The organism is Pseudomonas sp. MYb118 (assembly GCF_040947875.1).
In the GTDB taxonomy this organism is placed as follows: domain Bacteria; phylum Pseudomonadota; class Gammaproteobacteria; order Pseudomonadales; family Pseudomonadaceae; genus Aquipseudomonas.
In genome coordinates this window covers 2,012,054-2,033,674 of the sequence record NZ_JBFRXN010000002.1, presented here as the reverse complement: position 1 = coordinate 2,033,674, position 21,621 = coordinate 2,012,054, and the positions used below count along the sequence as shown (strand labels likewise).

The 21,621-nt window shown below is 61.4% G+C and carries 22 protein-coding genes; 11 read left to right on the top strand and 11 right to left on the bottom strand.

What is annotated here, in order from left to right:
- Positions 1-329: 329 nt before the first annotated feature.
- The 3 genes from ABVN20_RS15265 to ABVN20_RS15255 are packed head-to-tail and all read right to left on the bottom strand — an operon-like array spanning position 330 to position 1,953.
- Complete coding sequence (locus tag ABVN20_RS15265; RefSeq protein WP_368556544.1) at positions 330-1,040, bottom strand: SDR family NAD(P)-dependent oxidoreductase; 711 nt, start codon at positions 1,038-1,040, stop codon at positions 330-332.
- A 38-nt stretch (positions 1,041-1,078) separates the two neighbouring features.
- Positions 1,079-1,735, bottom strand: coding sequence for a DsbA family oxidoreductase (locus ABVN20_RS15260; protein ID WP_368556543.1), 657 nt, complete (start codon positions 1,733-1,735; stop codon positions 1,079-1,081).
- Positions 1,732-1,953, bottom strand: coding sequence for a 4-oxalocrotonate tautomerase family protein (locus ABVN20_RS15255; RefSeq protein ID WP_368556542.1), 222 nt, complete (start codon positions 1,951-1,953; stop codon positions 1,732-1,734). The genes ABVN20_RS15260 and ABVN20_RS15255 overlap by 4 nt, the downstream gene beginning before the upstream one ends.
- A gap of 218 nt (positions 1,954-2,171) precedes the next feature.
- On the opposite strand from ABVN20_RS15255, the gene ABVN20_RS15250 reads away from it, so the two are divergent.
- Positions 2,172-2,495 (top strand): helix-turn-helix domain-containing protein, encoded by a 324-nt coding sequence (locus ABVN20_RS15250; RefSeq protein ID WP_368556541.1) that lies wholly within the window; start codon positions 2,172-2,174, stop codon positions 2,493-2,495.
- 227 nt (positions 2,496-2,722) lie between these two features.
- The gene (locus ABVN20_RS15245; protein WP_368556540.1) at positions 2,723-3,004 is read left to right on the top strand and encodes a DUF3077 domain-containing protein; all 282 of its coding nucleotides are present in this window, start codon (positions 2,723-2,725) and stop codon (positions 3,002-3,004) included.
- A gap of 196 nt (positions 3,005-3,200) precedes the next feature.
- Here ABVN20_RS15245 and ABVN20_RS15240 read toward each other — a convergent pair whose 3' ends face one another.
- The 5 genes from ABVN20_RS15240 to ABVN20_RS15220 form a co-directional block, all read right to left on the bottom strand.
- Complete coding sequence (locus ABVN20_RS15240; RefSeq protein ID WP_368556539.1) at positions 3,201-4,487, bottom strand: OprD family porin; 1,287 nt, start codon at positions 4,485-4,487, stop codon at positions 3,201-3,203.
- Between the two features lie 406 nt (positions 4,488-4,893).
- On the bottom strand, positions 4,894-5,106 hold the full coding sequence (locus tag ABVN20_RS15235; protein ID WP_368556538.1) for a hypothetical protein: 213 nt from the start codon (positions 5,104-5,106) through the stop codon (positions 4,894-4,896).
- Positions 5,107-5,351: 245 nt separating this feature from the next.
- Complete coding sequence (gene aguA, locus ABVN20_RS15230; protein WP_368556537.1) at positions 5,352-6,458, bottom strand: agmatine deiminase; 1,107 nt, start codon at positions 6,456-6,458, stop codon at positions 5,352-5,354.
- A 5-nt stretch (positions 6,459-6,463) separates the two neighbouring features.
- Complete coding sequence (gene aguB / locus ABVN20_RS15225; protein WP_368556536.1) at positions 6,464-7,342, bottom strand: N-carbamoylputrescine amidase; 879 nt, start codon at positions 7,340-7,342, stop codon at positions 6,464-6,466.
- Positions 7,343-7,615: 273 nt separating this feature from the next.
- Entirely contained in the window at positions 7,616-10,528 is a 2,913-nt protein-coding gene (locus tag ABVN20_RS15220; protein ID WP_368556535.1) for an aminotransferase, read from the bottom strand.
- 176 nt (positions 10,529-10,704) lie between these two features.
- Between ABVN20_RS15220 and rfbB the strand changes: the two genes are divergently transcribed.
- From rfbB to ABVN20_RS15185, 7 genes are read left to right on the top strand one after another with little or no spacing between them, the layout of a single operon-like run.
- Positions 10,705-11,787 carry a dTDP-glucose 4,6-dehydratase gene (rfbB, locus tag ABVN20_RS15215; RefSeq protein WP_368556534.1) on the top strand — a complete coding sequence of 361 codons (1,083 nt, stop codon included), beginning with the start codon at positions 10,705-10,707 and terminating at the stop codon, positions 11,785-11,787.
- Positions 11,784-12,659 (top strand): glucose-1-phosphate thymidylyltransferase RfbA, encoded by an 876-nt coding sequence (rfbA, locus tag ABVN20_RS15210; protein WP_368556533.1) that lies wholly within the window; start codon positions 11,784-11,786, stop codon positions 12,657-12,659. Before rfbB ends, rfbA begins: the two co-directional genes overlap by 4 nt.
- A complete protein-coding gene (gene rfbC, locus ABVN20_RS15205) occupies positions 12,656-13,201 on the top strand; it encodes a dTDP-4-dehydrorhamnose 3,5-epimerase (RefSeq protein WP_368556532.1) in 546 nt (181 codons plus the stop codon). The genes rfbA and rfbC overlap by 4 nt, the downstream gene beginning before the upstream one ends.
- Positions 13,198-14,067, top strand: a complete 870-nt coding sequence (rfbD, locus tag ABVN20_RS15200; RefSeq protein WP_368556531.1) for a dTDP-4-dehydrorhamnose reductase — start codon at positions 13,198-13,200, stop codon at positions 14,065-14,067. The genes rfbC and rfbD overlap by 4 nt, the downstream gene beginning before the upstream one ends.
- A 36-nt stretch (positions 14,068-14,103) precedes the next feature.
- On the top strand, positions 14,104-15,912 hold the full coding sequence (locus ABVN20_RS15195) for an ATP-binding protein (RefSeq protein WP_368556530.1): 1,809 nt from the start codon (positions 14,104-14,106) through the stop codon (positions 15,910-15,912).
- Positions 15,909-17,300, top strand: coding sequence for a sigma-54-dependent transcriptional regulator (locus ABVN20_RS15190; protein ID WP_368556529.1), 1,392 nt, complete (start codon positions 15,909-15,911; stop codon positions 17,298-17,300). Before ABVN20_RS15195 ends, ABVN20_RS15190 begins: the two co-directional genes overlap by 4 nt.
- Before the next feature lie 28 nt (positions 17,301-17,328).
- Positions 17,329-17,784 (top strand): YiiD C-terminal domain-containing protein, encoded by a 456-nt coding sequence (locus tag ABVN20_RS15185; RefSeq protein ID WP_368556528.1) that lies wholly within the window; start codon positions 17,329-17,331, stop codon positions 17,782-17,784.
- Positions 17,785-17,885: 101 nt separating this feature from the next.
- Here the strand turns inward: ABVN20_RS15185 and cysQ are convergent, their stop codons facing one another.
- Both cysQ and nudE read right to left on the bottom strand, forming a co-directional pair.
- The gene (gene cysQ, locus ABVN20_RS15180) at positions 17,886-18,713 is read right to left on the bottom strand and encodes a 3'(2'),5'-bisphosphate nucleotidase CysQ (protein WP_368556527.1); all 828 of its coding nucleotides are present in this window, start codon (positions 18,711-18,713) and stop codon (positions 17,886-17,888) included.
- Positions 18,710-19,276 (bottom strand): ADP compounds hydrolase NudE, encoded by a 567-nt coding sequence (gene nudE / locus ABVN20_RS15175; protein ID WP_368556526.1) that lies wholly within the window; start codon positions 19,274-19,276, stop codon positions 18,710-18,712. Before nudE ends, cysQ begins: the two co-directional genes overlap by 4 nt.
- Positions 19,277-19,366: 90 nt before the next feature.
- Between nudE and yrfG the strand changes: the two genes are divergently transcribed.
- Entirely contained in the window at positions 19,367-20,029 is a 663-nt protein-coding gene (gene yrfG / locus ABVN20_RS15170; protein ID WP_368556525.1) for a GMP/IMP nucleotidase, read from the top strand.
- A 93-nt stretch (positions 20,030-20,122) separates the two neighbouring features.
- Here the strand turns inward: yrfG and lysM are convergent, their stop codons facing one another.
- Positions 20,123-20,572 carry a peptidoglycan-binding protein LysM gene (lysM, locus tag ABVN20_RS15165; RefSeq protein ID WP_368556524.1) on the bottom strand — a complete coding sequence of 150 codons (450 nt, stop codon included), beginning with the start codon at positions 20,570-20,572 and terminating at the stop codon, positions 20,123-20,125.
- Positions 20,573-20,709: 137 nt separating this feature from the next.
- Here lysM and ABVN20_RS15160 point away from each other — a divergent pair, with 137 nt between their 5' ends.
- On the top strand, positions 20,710-21,597 hold the full coding sequence (locus tag ABVN20_RS15160; protein WP_368556523.1) for a LysR family transcriptional regulator: 888 nt from the start codon (positions 20,710-20,712) through the stop codon (positions 21,595-21,597).
- Positions 21,598-21,621 lie beyond the last annotated feature (24 nt).

Sequence of the window (21,621 nt, the reverse complement as noted above, 5' to 3'; positions counted from 1 at the left end):
TCTAACCGGCCTGAGAGCCTTGTCTTTCTTGGCTTCTCGTCGATTTCTTGGGTTAGCCAGTACGCATTGTTTTCAATCCTTTGAAAACGAAAAAACCGGCGCTAGGCCGGTTTTTTTCACCCCAACGGCCAGTGAACTGAATCACTGCGTACGGGGCTGAGTAGTGGAGCGATGATAGAAAACTCAGAATCACGATGTCAACGTCAACAAAACCGGGTGGCTAGCCGAAGCGATTCACAATGTTGCTGCAACGCAAATGGAAGTTTTTCACTGCGCGACAAAGCCCCCGTATCACTACGAGGGCTTTGTCATTTCCAGGCTAGGAACAATCAGTGCCCCGCACTCTGCCCACCATCCACGTGCAGGATCTCACCCGTCACGAAGTTGGCCGAATCCAGGTACACAACCGCCTGCGCGATGTCGCTGATCTCGCCCATGTGCCCGACCGGATGCAGTGCGCCCAGTGCCGCGTGGGTTTCCTCGCCATGCATCGGCGTCTTGATGATGCCAGGGCTCACTGCGTTCACCCGAATCCCGCGTTTGGCGTATTCGATGGCCAGGGATTTGGTGGCGGCGTTCAGGCCGCCTTTGGTCAGCGAGGCCAATACCGATGGCACGCCGTCGATGGCATGGTCGACCAGGCTGGTGGTGATGTTCACCACGTGGCCGCTGCCATGTTTTTCCATTTCGGCGATGGCCAGTTGGGTGATGTAGAAGAAGCCGTTGAGGTTCACCGACAGTACGTTGGCGTAGTCTTCAGCGGTGTACTCGGTGAAGGGTTTGGCGACGAAGATCCCGGCGTTGTTGATCAGGGTGTCGACGCGACCGAAACGTTCGACGGCCTCGCGGATGACTTTCTGTGCGACTTCCGGGTTACCGATGTCACCGGCCACGGTGAGGATGTCCGGGTCGGTGGACGGTTTGATCGAGCGCGAGGTGGCGACGACTTTGTAGTCCAGGTCACGGAATGCCTTGACCATGCCTGCGCCGAGACCTTGGGAAGCGCCAGTGATAACGATGACTTTTTTCGAATTGCTCATGATGAACCTCTACAAATGGATAAGGGTCTGGAAAGTAATCAGGCTTCGGCGGGGGCCTTGGCCATTTGTCTCAACATCTGTTCGTAGTACTCGACCGATTGCGAACCCGACACCAGGTGGCGACCGTTGAGGACCATGGCCGGGACCGAGTTGATGCCGCGTTGTTGGTAGAACGCTTGCTGTTCACGCACTTCCTGGGCGAACGCGCCGGAGCTCAGAACTTCCTCCGCCGCTGCTGAATCCAGGCCTGCTTCGGCTGCCAGGCGAACCAGCGTCGGCTGGTCGCTCGGGTTCTGGCCTTCGCTGAAGTAAGCGCGCAGCAGAATCTTCTTCAGTGCTACCTGCCTTCCTTGCTGCAACGCCCAGAACAACAAGCGATGGGCATCGAAGGTGTTGTAGAAATGGCTGCGCTTCTCCAGATCGAACTTGAAACCGATGGCCTCGCCGCGAGCGATTTGCATGGCTTTACCGGCGGCGACGTCTTCAGCGGTGCGCCCGTATTTGCGCATCAAGTGCTCGACAGCCTTCTCGCCTTCAGCCGGCATGTTCGGGTTCAGCTCGAAGGGCTGGTAGGTCAGCTCGACCGATACTTCACCGGCCACATTCGCGATCGCTTGCTCCAGCGCCGTCGCGCCCAAGGCACACCAGGGGCAGACCACGTCCGAGATGAAGTCGATGGAAACCGGCGCCGTCACGACTTGCCCCCCTCTTCTGCCAGCTGTTTTCGATACTGGGTGGTGGTAATCCCGGCGTAGCCCCAGTTATCGGTGTCGACTTCTTCGATCACGATGTGGGTCAGATGCGGGTCTTTTTTAAGCACGCGTTGCAGCGTTTCCGTGATTTCGGCGATCACCTGAGCTTTCTGCTCAGAGGTAACGCCGTCGCGGGTGATACGTACGCTTACGAAAGGCATGAGGAAGATCTCCAGTGACCTGCTCATCGGGATGATGGGTAGGTGTTGGAGCTAAATGTAGGCGTGTGAGGGGTGGGAAAAAAGGTGGGGGCGGGAACATCATTAGTTACGTGGTGTAATCGGTTATCTCCAGCAAGAAAAAATGCGTAGAGAAAAAATGGTCAATCGGCTAGCCTTTGATTTATCTGAAATTTTAGATAAACGTTCAAGGATAAATCATGGCCATTCAATTCTTCGAAAGTCCGTTCCATGTCACCCATGATGATGAGATCGCCAGCAAGATGGCTTTGAAAATGGCGCTGTCGATGTTCATCACTGACTGCCTCAAAACGCTCAACCTCAAACAGAGCGAGGCGGCAGCCCGGTTAGACATCGCTCAATCTCGCGTTTCAGAACTGGCCACCGGGAAGATCGAGAAGTTCACGATTGATGCAATGATGGACATGCTGGATAAACTCGGCTTTCGCAGCACGTTCACTCTGTCGTCCAGCGACACAGGCGGCTTGCCTGGGATCGTCATTTCTCGGGTTCAATCGGCGTAACAATCCGAACCACTTCTTCTTGCGGGATAGCCCTGTCCACGATTGCGCACATCACTCCCTCGCGCTAATTTCAAACCGTCGCTGCCAAATCAGCGACCGGGCATGAGAACTCGAATTTCGATACAGGAACCACTCGGAGTTCTTCTCATGCATGCCCGCAATCTGTTCATGGTCTCAGCCAATACCTGCTCAAGTTTTGCCCACCTCCTAAAAACCGGAGGTGCCCAATGACCTGCCCCAAAGACCTGAAAACCATCGGCTACACCCCCTTCTGCTATCACGCCAACGAACCGCTGTTCCGTGTCTGCCGCGACGTCCCCATCATCAGCGCACTCTCCCATGCTTCAGACCTGCTGCACATTTCCAAACTGCTCGCCTCCGATGCCGCCATGGTTCGCGACAGTGATCGCCATGCCTGGGCCTCGCATTTTTTGCAGGATATGAGCAAGGCGATCATTGATGATGTGGTGAAGGTGCTTGAGGCTCCGATGCATAATCGGAGCGAGTAAAAGCGCTGATCTCTCTGTGGGAGCGAGCCTGCTCGCGATAAGAAGGGCCCATACAACTTGGGCATTCAGACCATCGCGAGCAGGCTCGCTCCCACAAGGTACCTGCGACGATTTCGCGGTATGTGCCTTTTCCCTAGGCGAAAAAAAGCCCCGAACCAGTCGGGGCTTTCTTTAGCGACTCAGCGTCAACCCATCATCAGAAGATGTTGATCGGGTAGTCGACGAACACGCGCAGTTCGTTACCGCTGACGTTGTATTCGCTGGATTTCTGCGACACACGCAGAACCGAGCTACGCAGTTTCACGCTCAGGTCTTTGGCCGGGCCGCTCTGTACGACGTACTTGAACTGGTTGAAGATTTCGCGCTCGGTGCCACCTTCGCTGGTGGAGGTGGTGATGTTGTCACCACGCACGTAGGCGAAGTTGTAGCTCAGGCCAGGTACGCCGAATGCGCTGAAGTCCAGGCCGTAGCCCAGTTGCCAGCTGCGTTCGTCTTCAGCGTTGAAGTCGGACCAGTAGGAGTTCGCCAGGTAGATAGTGTTGCCGCCATCACCCACACGACCTTGATCTTTCTGGTAGCCGCCGTAGGCGTAGCCCAGGTTGCTGTCACCGGTGCTGCGCTGGTGCGCCACGGTGAAGGAGTGCGGGCCGGTGGCGTAGGTGGCTGCCAGGCTCCAGATCTTGTTGTCGTCGCCGGTCACACCGTTTTCGCGGACGTAGGAATTGTCCAGCTTGGTGCGGTAGCCGTTGAAGTCCAGGGTCAGGGACTGTTCCTTGTCGATCGGGAACACGTAGTTGGCGTTGACGTATTGCTTCTTCAGCACGTCTTCAACGTCGGACGCGTACAGCGCCGCCTTGAATTGTTCGGTGAACTGGTAGCTACCGCCCAATACGTTGATCGACTTCAGGCCACCACTGTCACGACCTTCGGCGCTTTTGCGCGATTCAGCAGTGAAGCGACCGGCGTTCAGTTCCAGGCCCTTGATTTCTTTCGAGGTGATCAGGGTACCGGTGTAGCTTTCCGGCAGCAGACGCACGTTGTCGTAGCTCAGCACTGGTAGCGCCGGCATTTGATCGCCGTAGGTCAGCACGGTGTTGGAAATGCGGAATTTGACCGCAGCGCCGCCCTTGGACAGGTCATCGGCCGCGTTGCCGCTGTCGCCCTTCTTGAAGAAGTCGATGCCTTGCGCGCCGGTGCGGCCCTTGCCGCCATCCAGACGCAGCGCGTACAGACCGAATGCGTCCACACCCACACCGACGGTGCCTTGGGTGAAACCGGACGAGAAGGTACCGATGGCGCCTTGGCCCCACTCGGCCTTGTCCGCGCGACCGTCTTTGTAGTCACGATTGATGTAGGCGTTGCGCAGCAGCACTTTCAGGCTGCTGTCTTCAACGAAACCCTTGGATTCGGCCTGGTCGTTAGCCATAGCCGAAGTAGCGCTCAACATCCCCAGAGCGATCAGACTGATCCGCTTATTCAACATTTTGTTTTTTTCCTAATGACGGGTGGATACGCGCTGTGTCGAACGGCTGAATCGGCGCTATCGCACTCTTTTTTCATCCCGAAACAATAAGGCCCGCCCACGTGAAAACGTGGCGGGCCTTGTTATTATTTTTGAGTCATGGCGGTTGGCCACAGGCGCTGGAGGGCATCCTAGTCGTGCCCGGAAGTCTGTGTCAATTTCGTGAATCGTCTGAATATAGGCGCAAAAGCTATAAGCAACGCCGACTGTGGGAGCGGGCTTGCTCGCGAATGCGGTGTGTCAGTGATGGATTAAGTAACTGAGACACCGCATTCGCGAGCAAGCCCGCTCCCACAGGGGAAGGTGCAAGCCAAAAAAAACGCCGCCATCCTGGCAGCGTTTCGATCAATCCGTTGTTTATTCTTTTTCATCCTTCCATCACATCCCACAGCGCATCCAGTTCCGCTTCGCTGAATAAACCAGCGGGGTAGCGCTCGATCATCATCCGGCGCGGATCAGGTTCTCTGATCTGACGCGTTCCGTTGGACTTCAACCAATGCGCCAGGACCTGGAGCGATTCACTGTTTACTGCCAGGGGATGCGGTGCCCGCTCGTTCACCATATTCATTTCAGCGTTCATTTCCGCGCTCTCTCCCGGTTCGTGAGCGGCTAACTTATCCAAGGTTTATGACAGAACATCGAAGCTCTCCCCCTCCCCGTTTCACCTCATGACGGATACAAGAGCTGTGCCAATGTGTCGCGGCGGTGAGTTAACGGATACAAAAAAGCCCGCAGTCCTTGCGGGCTGCGGGCTTCTGGCCGGGTGTCGAGGAAAAACCTCTGCCCGACCGATTTTGTAAGGAACTCAGTCTGTTACAACTGCACTCACTCTTTATGCGGTGCGGGTTGCTGTTGGGTAAGGCAATGGATATTGCCGCCCCCCAGTAACAGTTCACGGCCTGGCACCATGACCACTTCGTGCTGCGGGAACAGGCTCTGCAAAATCTCCTTGGCCGGGCCGTCCAGCGGGTCGTCGAAGCTCGGCGCGATGATGCCGCCGTTGACGATCAGGAAGTTCACGTAGGAACCGGCCAGGCGCACCGATGGATTACGCTCCTGGGTACCATCCACAGGGTCGACACCGGCGCATTCTTCTTCGGTGGCATACAACGGCCCCGGAATCGGCATCTTGTGCACCGTGAACGGGCGCCCTTTGGCGTCGGTGCTGCTTTGCAGGACCTTCATTGCCGCCTGGCAGCGCGGGTAGTTCGGATCCTGCGGATCGTCAGTCCAGGCCAGCAGGACCTCGCCGGGGCGCACGTAGCAGCAGAAGTTATCCACATGACCGTCGGTTTCATCGTTGAACAGACCGTCGGGCAGCCAGATGATTTTATCCACAGCCAGCTGTGCGTTGAGCACTGCTTCGATCTCTTCGCGTTTGAGATGCGGATTGCGATTGCGGTTGAGCAGGCACTCTTCGGTGGTGATCAGAGTACCTTCGCCGTCGACGTGAATCGAACCGCCTTCCAGCACAAAACCTTCGGTGCGATAACGCGGGCTGCGCTCGATTTCGAGGATTTTGCCGCCAACCTGGGAGTCGCGGTTCCACGGCGAATACAGGCCACCGTCAAAACCACCCCAGGAATTGAAGTCCCAGTTCACGCCACGGACTTCGCCGCTGTTGTTGATGACGAAGGTCGGGCCGGTGTCGCGCACCCAGGCATCGTCGCTGGACATCTCCACCACGCGAATATTCGGCACGTCCAGGCGCGCCCGGGCGTTTTCGTATTGGCCGGCGGACACGGCGACGGTCACCGGTTCGAACCGGGCAATGGCCTTGGCCACCGCGACGTGTGCGGCTTGCGCCGGCTTGCCGCCCAGGCGCCAGTTGTCCGGGCGCTCGGGCCAGATCATCCAGGTCTGGGTTTGCGGGGCCCACTCGGCCGGCATGTAGAAGCCGTCGGCGCGGGGTGTGCTGTTTAATGTGGTCATGACGATCAGGACTCCAGGGAACCGTCGAGGGTTTTGAGAGCACCATACAGGTTCGGACGGCGATCACGGAAGGAGCCCCATGCACTGCGGATGTGCTCCAGCTCGTCGAGGTCGAAACGGTGGACCAGGACGCCCTCCTCGGTGCGGTCCAGCTCCTGGACTTTCTCGCCGAACTGGTTGGCGATGAACGAGGAGCCGTAGAAGGTGATGTCGTAGCCGTCCTGTTCTTCGTTGCCGATGCGGTTGCTGGCGACCAGTGGCATCAGGTTGGCGCCGGCATGGCCCTGCTGCACGCGCTGCCAGTGATCGCGGGACGAAATGGTCTTGTCGTGCGGCTCGCTGCCGATGGCGGTCGGGTAGAACAGGATTTCCGCGCCCTGCAACGCCATGCTGCGCGCGCATTCCGGGAACCACTGGTCCCAGCAGATGCCCACACCGATTTTCGCGTAACGGGTATTCCACACCTTGAAGCCAGTATCGCCCGGGTTGAAGTAGTACTTCTCGTGATAGCCAGGCCCGTCCGGGATGTGGCTTTTCCGATAAATCCCGAGGTTGCTGCCGTCGGCGTCGATGATCGCGATGCTGTTGAAGCGCGCACGACCGGCCAGCTCGTAAAAGCTGATCGGCAACACCACTTGCAGCTCCTGGGCGACTTTCTGGAAGTGCTTGATGGCGACGTTGTCTTCGACCGTCGTGGCCAGTTGCAGGTAATCCGGGTTGGGCTTCTGGCAGAAATACGGCGCCTCGAACAGCTCCTGGATGAGGATGATCTGCGCGCCTTTGGCCGCAGCCTCGCGCACCAGTCTCTCGGCGGTTTCCAGGTTGGCTTCCAGGTCCCAGGAACAGGCCATCTGGGTGGCGGCGACGGTAACGATACGGCTCATGAATCATCTCCGGGCAAGTGCGTGACGGTCGGGCATGGTTCATCCACGCCTCGTTGTTGGCGACTTTATATCCGATAAATATCGGCTTTAGAAGAGACTAATACGCCTTTCGTCTTAAATCTTGCGCAAAACACGGATAACAATCGACTTAAGGCTTATCTAGCAACTGTGGGAGCGAGCCTGCTCGCGATAGCGGCAGTTCAGTCACCTCTCCTCTGAACTCCCGATTGCTATCGCGAGCAGGCTCGCTCCCACAACGGCACAGCGTTTTGCTCAAAGCCCCTCACCCAACACTTTCGAGAGCATGTCCACGAAAAAATCCACGCTACGGCGCGAAGTGACCATCGGCGGCTTGATCTTCAGCACGTTGAGGTAATCCCCGGTCGGCTGCATGAAGATCCCCAGCTCACGCAGGCGATCACACAGCGCCATGGTTTCTTCGGTCGCCGGCTCCAGGGTTTCGCGGTTGCGGATCAACTCGACGCCCAGGTAAAAACCGGAGCCGTGCACCGCGCCCACCAGCGGGTGGATTTCGATCAACGCCTCCAGGCGCTCCTTGAAGTACCCGCCGACGACCTGGGCATTTTCCCAGAGTTTTTCCTCTTCCATGACGTCCAGCACCGCCATGCCAACCTGGCAGCTCACCGGGCTGCCACCGGCCGACGAGAAGAAGTAACCCTCGGCTTCCAGCGCTTCGGCGATTTCCCGGCGGGTGATCACCGCGCCCAGCGGCTGACCGTTGCCCATGCCTTTGGCCATGGTGATGATGTCCGGCACCACGCCCTGTTCTTCAAAGCCCCAGAAGAAATGCCCCATGCGCCCGTAACCGACCTGCACTTCGTCGGCGATGCACACGCCGCCCTGGGCGCGTACCCGGCTGTAGACCTGCTTCAGGTAACCTGCTGGCAGCGAGATACCGCCGGCATTGCCGTACACCGGCTCGCAAATGAAACCCGCCAGCGGGCGCCCTTGTGCGGCGATTTTCGCCAGGTTGTGCTCGACGCTGCGCACGTAGTCCGGTGCGCTGTCGGGGCCGCGGAACTCACCGCGATAGGTGTTCGGCGCCGGCACCGGATGCACCCAGTCAGGGCGGCTGCTCAAGGCCTTGGGGTTGTCGGCGATCGAGGTAGATACCGCGTCCGCACCCACGGTCCAGCCGTGGTAGGCCTCCAGCACACTGATGATGTCGCGACCGCCGCTGTAGGCCCAGGCCAGGCGGATCGCCAGGTCATTGGCCTCACTGCCGCTGTTGACCAGGAACACCCGATCCATGGAGTCCGGCGACAGTTTGAGCAAGCGTTCGGAAAACTCGGCCACCGCCGCATAGTTGAACCGCGAGTTGGTGTTGAGCAGCGACCACTGGCGGGCAGCCACCGCGGCCATGCGTGGATGGCCATGGCCGAGCACCGCGACGTTGTTGAGCATGTCGAGGTAGGAGCGGCCCTGCATGTCGATCAAATGGTTGCGCCAGCCACGCTCGATGCGCGGCGGGTCGACGTAATAGTGCTTCTGCGTGCGGGCGAAGCTGGCGTCGCGGCGCGCCAGCAGGGTCTGCGCATCGAGTTCCGCCTCGGCGTCACAGGCCAGTCCCAGCAGCGCCGCCGGTGACGGGCACAATGCTTGCCAGGCAGGTGCACGCGAAGGCGTACAGAACAACGGCGCCTCCAGCGAGGCGCTGCGGCATAACTGTACTCGCAGCGGCCCGCCGACCGTGCCCAGCACCTGGCCTTTGACCAGCGCCGCGCCGCTGTGCAGCGACGGCGTCACGCCCCACAGCCGTACGCTCAGCTGCGGGCCATCGAGCTGCAACATGCCGGGCGCCGGTTGCTGAAGCACCCCGGCAAACGGCGACTCTACGGCGGTGTCGTGGGGCACTCGCAACTCGACATGCAGCGGATAAGTGTCCGGTTCATCGGCGCTGTCCGGGCGCGTACGCGACAACCGATACTGGCCATAGCGACTGACCGCCAGGCCGTGAGCCGTCGCGGCCTCGTCCAGCAGACGCTGATCGACGCCCTCCTGCTCCCAGTTACCCGCCTCGAAATGCGGGCTGAGCACACCCAGGTCGATCAGGGCGAACTCGCGCCCGACCAGGCTCGGCAACAGCGGCGCAAAACCTTCACTGCCGATCTCCGGCAGACGCTGGCCGACACAGCTGAGGATGGCGGCTTCCATCAACGCCAGCGGCAGCGAGGTGGCGACACGGAAAATTTCCCATTCGTGGGTCAGGTTGTCGCGACTGTATTGATTGCCCGGATCGATGCTGACCTGTTGTTCACCACTGAGCACCAACACAGCGGCCCGGGCGACGATCAACGGCCACAGCGCCAGCAACTCTTCGCGTTGCAGCGGGTTGACCGCGTGATAGGCCTGGATCGCCGGCAGGATGTAGAACGGATCGCCATCGGCATGGTGCAGCAGCGCCGCGCAGGTCACCGACAGGTCGGTAATGCGCCAGGTGCGCACCAGGTCGCCGAAGTCGATCACCCCCTGCAGCTGCCATTGGCGCTGCGCATCACGTTGCCAGACCACGTTGTCATCGGTGATGTCCATGTGGATGGCCTGCACCGGCAGCTTGTCCACCAAGGGGCGCAGCGACTGCTCGGCCTGTTCGGCCGCTTGGGCGATCAGGGTGCGTTGCCCGTCATCCTTGATGACCGGCAGCAAGTGGGTGATCAGGGCGCTGGCATGGCGGGCGTCCCATTGCAGGGTGCGCTCCAGGCCGGGATGACTGAAACCGGCCAGTGCAAGGTCCATTTCACCGCACAGCCGGCCGAAACCTTCGACCACGGCTGTGGGCAGATGGTCCAGGTGCGTGAGCGGCTGGCCCTCAATGTACTCGAGCAGTCGGACATGCACCGCCTGGCCCGCCACCTCGAGGGACAGCAGGTCGGCGCCGGTGCGCGAGGCAACCACCCGCGGCACCTGCACGCCGCCGTGCTCGGCCAGGTGCTTGAGCCCGGCGTGTTGGGCTTGCAGCTCCAGCGACGAATAGTCGCCCCGGCAGATTTTCAGGACGAAACGCCCTTCGGCGCTGTCGACGCGATAGTTAAGGTCCTGCTGGCTCCCAAGGGCCTGCAAGCGACCGCTCAGCCCGTAATGCCCCTCGAGCAGCTCCAGCGCTTGCGCCGCAGACACCTGTGGGCTGGGCAAACTGGCGCGATGAATCAACGTGGCGAGCGGCATGGAACGACCCCTGAAATATTATTAGGCGCTTATATCGCCACTGCGCCGGACGATAATCAACCCCCGCTCATGCAGCAAAACCCAAATAGCTGTGACAACGCTATTGCACCACTCGTCTCCTGCCGACAAGCTATGCTCACTTGCTTCAATGGTCTTACAGATAAAGGCTGGCCTACATGCGAATTCTCATCACCGGCGGCGCCGGTTTCATTGGCTCTGCCCTGGTTCGACACCTGATCCGACACACCGAGCATGAAGTGCTCAACCTGGACAAGCTGACCTACGCCGGCAACCTGGAATCGCTGACCAGCATCGCCACCGACACCCGCTACGAATTCGTCCAGGCGGACATCTGCGATCAACCGACGGTGAGCAAGGTGCTGGCCCGTTTCCAGCCACACGCGATCATGCACCTGGCGGCGGAATCTCACGTAGACCGCTCCATCGACGGCCCATCGGACTTCATCCAGACCAACATCGTCGGCACCTACAGCCTGCTGGAGGCGACCCGCGCCTACTGGAATACCCTGGCCGAGCCCGAGAAAAGCGCGTTCCGCTTCCACCACATTTCCACGGACGAGGTCTACGGCGACCTGCACGGCGTCGATGACCTGTTCACCGAAACCACGCCTTATGCGCCCAGCTCGCCGTACTCCGCCAGCAAGGCAGCGTCCGACCATCTGGTGCGTGCCTGGCAGCGCACTTATGGCCTGCCGGTCCTGCTGACCAATTGCTCGAACAACTACGGGCCGTTCCACTTCCCGGAAAAGCTCATCCCGCTGGTGATTCTCAATGCCCTGGCGGGCAAGCCGCTGCCGGTCTATGGCAACGGCCTGCAGGTGCGCGACTGGCTGTTCGTCGAAGACCATGCCCGGGCGCTGTTCAAGGTAGTGAGCGAAGGCGTTGTCGGCGAGACCTACAACATCGGCGGCCACAACGAGCAGAAGAACATCGATGTCGTGCGCGGCATCTGCGCGCTGCTTGAAGAGCTGGCACCGCAAAAACCCGAAGGCGTGGCGAATTTCGCCGATCTGATCACGTTCGTTCAGGATCGCCCGGGGCATGACCTGCGCTACGCCATCGACGCCAGCAAGATTGAACGCGAACTCGGCTGGGTGCCCGAAGAGACCTTCGAAACCGGCCTGCGCAAAACCGTCCAGTGGTACCTGGAAAACCTCGAATGGTGCCGCCGCGTTCAGGACGGCAGCTACCAGGGCGAACGATTGGGCGCCATCAATACCAAGGAGTTGATCGCATGATGAAGGGAATTGTGTTGGCCGGTGGCTCGGGCACGCGTCTGCACCCGATCACGCTGGGCGTGTCCAAGCAACTGTTGCCGATCTACGACAAACCGATGATCTACTACCCGATCTCGGTGCTGATGCTGGCCGGCATCAAGGAAATCCTGCTGATTTCCACCCCCCAGGACCTGCCGCAGTACCGCAACCTGCTGGGTGACGGCAGCCAGTTCGGCGTGCATTTCAGCTACGCCGAGCAGCCTTCGCCGGACGGCCTGGCCCAGGCGTTCCTGATCGGTGAAGAATTCATCGGTGATGACCCGGTGTGCCTGATCCTCGGCGACAACATCTTCCACGGCCAGCACTTTGGCGATCAACTCAAGCAAGCGGTGAACCGCAAGTCCGGCGCCACGGTGTTCGGCTACTGGGTCAAGGATCCGGAGCGCTTCGGCGTGATCGACTTCGACAGTGAAGGCCGCGCCCTGTCCATCGAAGAAAAACCCAAGGCTCCGAAATCCAGCTACGCCGTGACCGGCCTGTATTTCTACGACAATGACGTGATCGAGATCGCCAAGGCCGTGAAGCCTTCGCCCCGTGGCGAACTGGAAATCACCGACGTCAACAATGCCTACCTGCAACGCGGCGACCTGCAGGTCGAGCGCTTCGGCCGCGGCTTCGCCTGGCTGGACACCGGTACCCATGACAGCCTGCTCGATGCCTCGCAGTACGTGCAGACCATCGAACACCGTCAGGGCCTGAAAGTTGCCTGTCTCGAAGAGATCGCCTACGAACATGGCTGGATCACCCGCGAACGCCTGTTGGAACGCGCCAGCTATTTCGGCAAGACCGGGTACGGTCAGTACCTCTTCAAACTGGCCGAGGCCGACAAATGAATGTGATTGAAACCGCCCTGCCCGGGGTGTTGATTCTGGAACCCAAGGTGTTCGGCGACGAGCGCGGCTTCTTCTACGAAAGCTTCAACGCCAAGGCATTTGAACAAGCGACCGGCCTGCAACGGCAGTTCGTGCAGGACAACCATTCCCGCTCGGTGAAAGGCGTGCTGCGTGGCCTGCATTACCAGCTGGAAAATACCCAGGGCAAACTGGTGCGGGTAACCGTGGGTGAAGTGCTCGATGTCGCGGTGGACGTGCGCCGCGGCTCACCGAATTTCGGCCGGTGGGAAGCGGTGCGGCTGTCCGCGCAGAACGCCCGCCAGCTGTGGGTACCGGAAGGGTTTGCCCATGGTTTTGTGGTGTTGAGCGACGTTGCCGAATTCCTCTACAAGACCACGGACTATTACAACCCGTCGGCCGAACGCTGCATCCGCTGGGACGATCCGACGCTTGCCATCGACTGGCAGTTGAGCGAGGCCCCGCAACTGTCAGCCAAAGACCAGCTCGGCAAGACCCTGCAGGAGGTCGACCTGTTTCCATGAGAATTCTTATCAGCGGTCAACATGGGCAGGTTTCAACCGAGCTGCAGGATCACTTGAAAACACTGGGTGAGGTAATCGTTCCGGGACGCGCCCGGTTCGATCTGACCGATGCGCAGCAATTGCGTCAGCAAGTTCGCCAGATTCGCCCCGACCTGATCATCAACGCCGCGGCTTACACCGCGGTCGATCAGGCGGAAAAAGAGCCACCGGTGGCCTTCGCGATCAACGCTGAGGCGCCGGGCGTTCTCGCCGAAGAAGCCGCCGCGTTGGGCATCCCGTTGATCCACTACTCCACGGACTACGTGTTCGATGGCAGCAAAAGCACGCCTTACACCGAAGACGACACGCCGAACCCGCTGGGCGTGTATGGCCAGAGCAAACTGGCCGGTGAACAGGCGATTACGGCGGTGCAGGGCCAGCACCTGATCCTGCGTACCAGTTGGGTTTACTCCAGCCACGGGCGCAATTTCCTGCTGACCATGCAGCGATTGCTGCAAGAGAAACCGGAGTTGCGCGTGGTCGCCGATCAGATCGGTGCGCCAACCTGGGCCGGCACCATCGCCCACAGTACCCGCGCCCTGATCGAACGCTGGCAGGCCGGCGAGGCTGGCGCCTGGGGCACTTATCACCTGACCGCCCAGGGTGAGACATCCTGGTTCGGTTTCGCCCAGGCCATTGGCGAGGCTCTGCGTGCGCAGGGCAAGGCGTGCGCTAGGCTGTTGCCGATCCCGTCCAGTGACTATCCGACCCCGGCCACCCGACCACTGAACTCGCGCCTGGATGGCCAGCGCCTGCAACGTGAGTGGGGCGTCAGCCAACCGGACTGGCAAACCGCGCTGCGCGAGTGTCTTGCCGGACAAGCCTAGGCATAATGCGCCTGTACCCACAGGCGCCCGATGCTCATGACTCCGACCCTTCCCCGCAGACCCCGCTGGCGTAGCCTGGCCCTGCTTGCGCTGTGCCTGGCGCCGTTGTTGTGGCCGCTGGAGCATCTGGCCGAGCGCTATTACCGCAGTGAACTGACCGGCCAGAACCGTCAGACACTCGACCTGTACGTCGCCAACCTGTTGGGCACCCTGCACCGCTACGAGGTGCTGCCGCAGATTCTCGGCGACCTGCCCGCCCTGCGCGCAGACCTGATGGCACCCGACGACGGTGTCATTCAGGGCAATGCCAACCGCCTGCTGAAGAACATCGCCACGCAGACCGGCGCCGAAGTCATGTACCTGATGGACACCCAGGGCAATACGATCGCCGCGTCCAACTGGGACAAACACGACAGTTTCGTCGGCCGCAACTTCGCCTTCCGTCCGTATTTCAGCGAGGCCATGGCCGGGCGCCTGGGGCGATTCTTCGGCCTGGGCACCACGTCGGCCAAACGCGGTTACTTCTTCGCCGCCGCCGTGCGTGACCGCGAAAAAGTCATTGGAGTGCTGGTGGCCAAGGTCGACCTGGACCACACCGAAAGCCTCTGGGGCAAAACCCCTGAGCAGTTGCTGGTCACTGATCACAACGGCGTGGTCATCCTCACCTCGCGGTCGGAGTGGCGGTTTCGCGCGACCCGCCCGTTAAGCGACGCCGAGCGTGATGCGATCATCGCGATCCAGCCCTACCCCACCCGCGAGCCCAAGCCGCTCAATCTCAGCCCCGACGCCTGGTTGACCCAGACCCAGCAGATTGACGAAACCGGCTGGAGCGTCAGCATCCTCGCGCCACGCACGCTGATCGACCGGCCGGTGCGCACCGTGGTCGCGATCGGCGGGGCAACGCTGCTGGTGCTGATGTTGCTGCTGGGCCTGATGATGCAGCGTCGTCGGCACTACATGGAACGGATCGCTTTCGAAGCCAAGGCCCGGCGCGAACTGGAAGGCCGGGTCGCCGAACGTACCAGCGACCTGGAAGGCCTCAACCGCCGGCTGAAACAGGAAGTGCTGGAGCGTGAGCAGGCGCAACAGGAGCTGGTCCGCGCCCAGGACGATCTGGTGCAGGCCGGCAAATTGTCGGCACTGGGGACCATGTCGGCGAGCATCAGCCATGAACTCAATCAGCCGCTGGCGGCGATCCGCAGCTACGCGGAAAACGCCGAAGTGCTGCTCGACCACCAGCGCACCGATGATGCCCGTGGCAATCTCAAGTTAATCAGCGAATTGACCGGGCGCATGGCGTCGATCATTGCGCACCTGCGCGCCTTTGCCCGGCGTGATCGCCATGCGCCGGAAAGCGTGGCGCTGCAACCGGCGCTGGACGACGCGCTGGCGCTGCTGGCCAAGCGCCGACGCAGCATGGAAGTCGAGCTCATTCGCGACCTGCCGGCCGCCACGCTGTGGGTCGAGGCCGGTGAAACCCGCCTGCGCCAGGTGCTCGGCAACCTGCTGGCCAACGCCCTGGACGCCCTGACGGAAAAGGGGCCGCCGCGTAAACTCTGGTTGAGTGCCCAATCCACTGGCGACGGCGTCAACCTGTACATTCGCGACAACGGCCCGGGCTTTTGCATGGAAGCCCTGGGTCGCGCCAGCGAGCCCTTCTACACCACCAAGACCCGCACGCAGGGGCTGGGGTTGGGGTTGGCGATCTGCGAGACGCTGATGCGCGCCTTCGGCGGGGAACTGCTGTTCTCCAACCACAAGGAAGGCGGCGCGCTGATTACCCTGAAACTGCGCGCAGGCGCGCCGGGCGTGAGCCTGCAACCGTCCGAGGACCGAAGTGCATGACCATCGACAACCGCATTCAGGTCGTGCTGATCGACGATGACCCGCATCTGCGCCAGGCCCTGAGCCAGACCCTGGACCTGGCCGGCCTGAAAATCCTTCCCCTGGGTGAAGCCAAGGGCCTGGCCGGGCAACTGGAGCGCGACTGGCCGGGCGTGGTGGTCAGCGACATCCGCATGCCGGGCATGGACGGCCTGGAGCTGCTGAGCGAACTGCACGCGCAGGATCCGGAGCTGCCGGTGTTGCTGATCACCGGCCACGGCGATGTGCCGTTGGCCGTACAGGCCATGCGCTCCGGCGCCTACGATTTCCTCGAAAAGCCCTTTGCCAGCGACGCCCTGCTCGACAGCGTGCGCCGCGCGCTGGCCCTGCGTCGCCTGGTGCTGGACAATCGCAGCCTGCGCCTGGCCCTGAGTGATCGCCATGAACTGAGCGCCCGACTGGTCGGGCAATCGCCCTCCATGCTGCGCTTGCGTGAGCAGATTGGCGCGCTGGCGGCGACCAAGGCCGACGTGCTGATCCTCGGCGAAACCGGTGCCGGCAAGGAAGTGGTGGCGCGGGCGCTGCACGATCTATCGAGCCGACGCAACGGCCCGTTCGTGGCCATCAACGCCGGCGCCCTGGCCGAATCGGTGGTGGAAAGCGAGCTGTTCGGCCACGAACCGGGGGCCTTCACCGGCGCGCAAAAACGCCGCATCGGCAAATTCGAGTTCGCCAACGGCGGCACGCTGTTCCTCGATGAAATCGAAAGCATGAGCCTGGACGTGCAGGTCAAACTGCTGCGTCTGTTGCAGGAGCGCGTGGTTGAGCGCCTGGGCGGCAATCAGCTGATCCCGCTGGACATCCGAATCATCGCCGCGACCAAGGAAGACTTGCGCCAGTCCGCCGACCAGGGCCGCTTCCGCGCCGACTTGTATTACCGCCTCAATGTCGCGCCGCTGCGCATTCCACCGCTGCGCGAGCGTGGCGAAGATGCATTGGTGCTGTTCCAGCACTTCGCCGACGAAGCCAGCGCCCGCCACGGCTTGCCGCCCCATGAGCTGCAACCGGGACAGCGCGCGCTGTTGCTGCGCCACACCTGGCCGGGCAACGTGCGGGAACTGCAAAACGCCGCCGAACGTTTTGCCCTCGGCCTGGAACTGGCCCTGGACAACCCTGCGGATGGCGCGCCCGGCACCACTGTCGAGGTGGTCAGCGGCGGCTTGAGCGAACAGGTGGAGAACTTCGAGAAATCGCTGATTGCCGCCGAACTGGCGCGCTCTCACAGCTCGGTGCGCAGCCTTGCCGAAGCCTTGGGCATACCGCGCAAGACCTTGCACGACAAACTGCGCAAGCATGGGCTGAACTTCGCCGACAGCGGCGCGCAGCACGCGGCCGACGACGCCGAATGACCCCTCAACGCCCAACAAGAGGCCCCGCATGAACCGCGACAGTCATCACCTGGAATCGGTCCTGCACCACGACATCCCCCTGACGCAGGCCATGGGTATCAAGGTGCTCGACTGGCACGACCAGCAACTGCGCCTGCACTTGCCGCTGGAAGCCAACGTCAACCACAAGAGCACCATGTTCGGCGGCAGCCTGTATTGCGGCGCGGTACTGGCCGGCTGGGGCTGGCTGCATTTGCGTTTGCGCGAAGAAGGGATCGACGACGGGCACATCGTGATCCACGAAGGGCAGATCAGCTACCCGCTACCGGTCACCGGCGACGCCACGGCGATTTGCCAGGCGCCGAGCGCGGCGGTGTGGAAGAAGTTTCTGGCGATGTACCAGCGTTATGGCCGGGCACGGCTGACGCTGCATTCGCGGATCGTCAACGTGGGTAGCGATGAGGATGCTGTGACGTTCAGCGGGCAGTACGTCCTGCACCGCTAATCTTCTGTGGGAGCGGGCTTGCTCGCGATGGCAGTGTGTCAGCTTGCACATGTGTCGGCTGACAGTCCGCCATCGCGAGCAAGCTCGCTCCTACAGGGGCCTTAGCTACGCGCCAGTGCCAGCAAGGTTTCGCGCCAGGTTGCCTGCGCCGGCAGCGCCAGGAAGAATTCATTGAGCAGTGACTCACGCGCCGGGTAGCTGAACGTCTCGCCGTTCAGGTCAAGCACCTCGCCACCCGCGCCTTCGAGCACGCCCTGGGCCGCCGCCGTGTCCCATTGGGAAGTCGGTGCCAGGCGCGGGTAACAATCCGCCGCGCCTTCAGCCAGCAGGCAGAATTTCAACGAGCTGCCGATGTTGGCCAATGCCAATTCACCCAGGCCGGCGCTCAATCCCGCCAGCAAGCGCTCCTGCTCGGGGCTCGAATGCCGACGGCTGGCGACCACGGTGAATGGCTGCCCGGCAGCCGGCGCGTGGCGCACCTGAATCGGCCGTGGCTCGCTACCCTGATCACCGCGCCAGGCCCCGAGGCCTGCGCCACCAACGTAAAAGCGCCCATTGGTCGGCATCGACACCACGCCGAATACCACCCGGCCCTGCTCGATCAGGGCGATGTTGACGGTGAACTCTTCACTGCCCGAAATGAACTCCTTGGTGCCGTCCAGCGGATCGACCAGCCACCAGCGCTGCCAGCCGGCACGTACGCCCTGGGGGATGTTGGCGTCCTCTTCGGAGAGCACCGGGATGCTCGGGTCCAGCGCGGTCAGCCCGGCCAGGATCAGGTGATGGGCGGCGAGGTCGGCCGCCGTGACCGGTGAATCATCGGCCTTGGCAGTCACTGCGGTGCCAGTGCGCCAGAACGGCAGGATCGCCTCCCCTGCCTGCAAGGCCAATTCAACGACGGGGGCCATCAACGGGTGTGGAAATTTCATGGCAGGAACACCCCGCGCTGAGTCAGCAGGTCACGGGCCAGGTACAACGCCGCCAAGGCACGGCCCTCGGTGAACTGCGGGTTCTGCGCCAGCGCCGACAACTCGCGCAGATTGACCTTGTCCACGCCCATCGGCTCCGGCTCGTCGCCTTCCAGCCGCTCTTCATAAAGGTCCATCGCCAGTACCACCTGGATTTTCTGGCTCATGTAGCCAGGGGACAGCGACAACTCCGTCAGGTGCATCAACTGTCGCGCGCCATACCCGGCCTCTTCCTTGAGCTCGCGCTCGGCTGCCGCCAACACGTCTTCACCCGGTTCGATCAAGCCCTTGGGCAACGACAGCTCGTACTCGTCAGTACCACCGCAATACTCTTCGACCAGCACGGCGTGCTCCGAGTCGAGCATCGCCACGATCATCACGGCACCATAGCCGGCGCCCTTGCCCACCAGGCGCTCGTACGTGCGTTCCGCACCGTTGGAAAAGCGCAGTTTCAACTCTTCAACGCAGAACAGACGACTGGTGGCGACAATCTCGCGGGCGAGGACGGTGGGTTTCTGGCGCATGAAAAGCTCCTTGGCGTGAACGGGTTACTATACCCGGCCTATCCTGATTGTTGATCCCGGATATCTTTTTTACCGTTGGAGAAGTTTTTTATGTCACTGCTGCCGTGGCGCGACATCGACACCGTTCTGCTGGACATGGACGGCACGTTGTTGGACCTGCACTTCGACAATCATTTCTGGCTCGAACACCTGCCCCAGCGTTACGCCGAGTTGCATGGGGTGAGCCGGGCCATGGCCGAGATGGAGCTGCAACCGCTGTTCGAGCGTAACGCCGGCCAATTGCAGTGGTACTGCCTGGATTTCTGGAGCGCCGAGCTGAAACTGCCGGTGCGCGAACTGAAACTGGAAACCGCCCACCTGATCGCCCTGCGCCAGGATGCCGATACCTTCCTGGCCGCGATCAGGCAGGCCGGCAAGCGCGTGGTGCTGATCACCAACGCGCATCGCGATTCGCTGTCACTGAAACTGGAAAAAGTCGAACTGGCGCCGTATTTCGAGCGGTTGATCAGCTCCCACGACTACGGTTTCCCCAAGGAAAACCGGCAGTTCTGGGATGCCTTGCAGGCCGACATCGGTTTCGACCCGGCGCGCAGCCTGTTCATCGACGACACCTTGCCGATTTTGCGCAGTGCCCGGGATTACGGCGTGGCGCATCTGCTGGCGGTGCGGGAGCCGGACAGCCGCAAGGGGCCCAAGGACACGGCGGAGTTTGCGGCGGTGGGGGATTACCGGGAGTTGATTGCCGGGCTTTGAGACCGAGGTGACCGCATCGCGAGCAGGCTCGCTCCCACAGATACAGTGATGTCCCTGTGGGAGCGAGCCTGCTCGCGATGGCGGTATTGAGGACTACTCAGGAATCCGCAACACCTGCCCCGGATAAATCTTGTCCGGGTGCTTGAGCTGCGGTTTGTTGGCCTCGAAAATCTTTTGATACTTGTTCGGGTCGCCATACACACGCTTGGAAATCGCACTCAGCGTGTCGCCTTTCTCAACCGTGACGAACTTCGCGGCCGTCGCCACTGCGCCGGTCACCGTGATCTGGTCTTCAACACCACTGACACCTGCCACGTTGCCCAGCGCCAGGAGGATTTTTTCCTTCTCCTCCTGACTGCTCGCCTCGCCCGTAGCGATAACTTTGTCGCCTTCGACCTTCACCTGGATTTTCGACGTGTCGATCCCCGTCAGTGCATCCCTCACATGGTTGGTCAGTGCCTCGCTGTTGGCTTCGGCCTTGTCCGGCGTCAGCGCATCGAGGATTTTTTCACCGGCTTCTCTCAGAAAACTGAACAGGCTCATTGTGTGCTCTCCCTGGAATGTAAGTGTCCAGACGCGAAAGCCTAGTCCAGCTTTGCAAAAGACGGATCCAAGCCGACCAATGACGCCACTTGCCCCCAGGCGCTAGAATCCCGGTCTACCCGCGCCCTGGAACGAAGATGGACATCAAGCAGCTGAAATTCCTCATCGCCCTCGACGAAACCCGGCACTTCGGCCAGGCCGCCGCGCGCTGCCACATCACCCAGCCGACCCTGTCCATGCGCCTGCGCAGCCTCGAGGAAGAGCTGGACCTGCCGCTGGTCAAACGCGGCCAACGCTTCGAAGGCTTCACCGCGCCGGGCGAACGGGTGCTGGCCTGGGCCCGCACCGTGCTCGCCGCCTGCGACGGCTTGCAGGCCGAGGCCGCCGCCTGTCGCGGCAACCTGGTGGGTACGTTGCGCCTGGGTGTGGTGCCGCTGTCGAGCTTCGATCCGCTGCCGCTGATGCAACGCCTGCACACGCAACACCCGAGCCTGCGTTTCGAGCTGTCGTCGCTCAGTTCCGAGCAGATCCTCGAACAACTGGCGAACAATCGACTGGACCTGGGCGTGTCCTACCTTGAGCGCCTGGACGCCGAACGTTTCGACTCGCTGACCTTCAGCGAAACCCGCATGGGGTTGCTCTACGACCAGCGCTTCTTCGATTTTGGCGAGGCGCCGCTGAGCTGGGAAGCGCTGATCGAGTTGCCACTGGGCATGCTCACCAGCGGCATGCACTTTCGCCAGTCCATCGACCATAACTTCCACAGCCGCGGCCTGACCCCGCAACCGTTGTTGCAGACCGATGCCGTGCATCAACTGTTGCAAGCGGTGCACGGCGGCCTGTGCTGCGCGGTGATGCCGCTTGAAGGCGGCCTGGAAAACCTCACCGATCACCTGCGTCTGCAACCGATTGAAAACGCGCAAACCCTTGGCCGGCTGGGCTTGATCATGCGACGCAGTGCGCCACGCTCGGCGCTGGCCGAAGCCTGCTTTGCCCTGTATCAGAAATCACCAACCGAATCTTGATCGACGTCATCTATCGGAACATCA

What these genes read in the sequence shown, in the direction of transcription:
- ABVN20_RS15265 (WP_368556544.1), bottom strand. Translation starts at nt 1,040, where the DNA reads ATGAGCAATTCGAAAAAAGTCATCGTTATCACTGGCGCTTCCCAAGGT.
- ABVN20_RS15255 (WP_368556542.1), bottom strand. Translation starts at nt 1,953, where the DNA reads ATGCCTTTCGTAAGCGTACGTATCACCCGCGACGGCGTTACCTCTGAG.
- ABVN20_RS15250 (WP_368556541.1), top strand. Translation starts at nt 2,172, where the DNA reads ATGGCCATTCAATTCTTCGAAAGTCCGTTCCATGTCACCCATGATGAT.
- ABVN20_RS15245 (WP_368556540.1), top strand. Translation starts at nt 2,723, where the DNA reads ATGACCTGCCCCAAAGACCTGAAAACCATCGGCTACACCCCCTTCTGC.
- ABVN20_RS15240 (WP_368556539.1), bottom strand. Translation starts at nt 4,487, where the DNA reads ATGTTGAATAAGCGGATCAGTCTGATCGCTCTGGGGATGTTGAGCGCT.
- ABVN20_RS15235 (WP_368556538.1), bottom strand. Translation starts at nt 5,106, where the DNA reads ATGAACGCTGAAATGAATATGGTGAACGAGCGGGCACCGCATCCCCTG.
- aguA (WP_368556537.1), bottom strand. Translation starts at nt 6,458, where the DNA reads ATGACCACATTAAACAGCACACCCCGCGCCGACGGCTTCTACATGCCG.
- aguB (WP_368556536.1), bottom strand. Translation starts at nt 7,342, where the DNA reads ATGAGCCGTATCGTTACCGTCGCCGCCACCCAGATGGCCTGTTCCTGG.
- ABVN20_RS15220 (WP_368556535.1), bottom strand. Translation starts at nt 10,528, where the DNA reads ATGCCGCTCGCCACGTTGATTCATCGCGCCAGTTTGCCCAGCCCACAG.
- rfbB (WP_368556534.1), top strand. Translation starts at nt 10,705, where the DNA reads ATGCGAATTCTCATCACCGGCGGCGCCGGTTTCATTGGCTCTGCCCTG.
- rfbA (WP_368556533.1), top strand. Translation starts at nt 11,784, where the DNA reads ATGATGAAGGGAATTGTGTTGGCCGGTGGCTCGGGCACGCGTCTGCAC.
- rfbC (WP_368556532.1), top strand. Translation starts at nt 12,656, where the DNA reads ATGAATGTGATTGAAACCGCCCTGCCCGGGGTGTTGATTCTGGAACCC.
- rfbD (WP_368556531.1), top strand. Translation starts at nt 13,198, where the DNA reads ATGAGAATTCTTATCAGCGGTCAACATGGGCAGGTTTCAACCGAGCTG.
- ABVN20_RS15195 (WP_368556530.1), top strand. Translation starts at nt 14,104, where the DNA reads ATGACTCCGACCCTTCCCCGCAGACCCCGCTGGCGTAGCCTGGCCCTG.
- ABVN20_RS15190 (WP_368556529.1), top strand. Translation starts at nt 15,909, where the DNA reads ATGACCATCGACAACCGCATTCAGGTCGTGCTGATCGACGATGACCCG.
- ABVN20_RS15185 (WP_368556528.1), top strand. Translation starts at nt 17,329, where the DNA reads ATGAACCGCGACAGTCATCACCTGGAATCGGTCCTGCACCACGACATC.
- cysQ (WP_368556527.1), bottom strand. Translation starts at nt 18,713, where the DNA reads ATGAAATTTCCACACCCGTTGATGGCCCCCGTCGTTGAATTGGCCTTG.
- nudE (WP_368556526.1), bottom strand. Translation starts at nt 19,276, where the DNA reads ATGCGCCAGAAACCCACCGTCCTCGCCCGCGAGATTGTCGCCACCAGT.
- yrfG (WP_368556525.1), top strand. Translation starts at nt 19,367, where the DNA reads ATGTCACTGCTGCCGTGGCGCGACATCGACACCGTTCTGCTGGACATG.
- lysM (WP_368556524.1), bottom strand. Translation starts at nt 20,572, where the DNA reads ATGAGCCTGTTCAGTTTTCTGAGAGAAGCCGGTGAAAAAATCCTCGAT.
- ABVN20_RS15160 (WP_368556523.1), top strand. Translation starts at nt 20,710, where the DNA reads ATGGACATCAAGCAGCTGAAATTCCTCATCGCCCTCGACGAAACCCGG.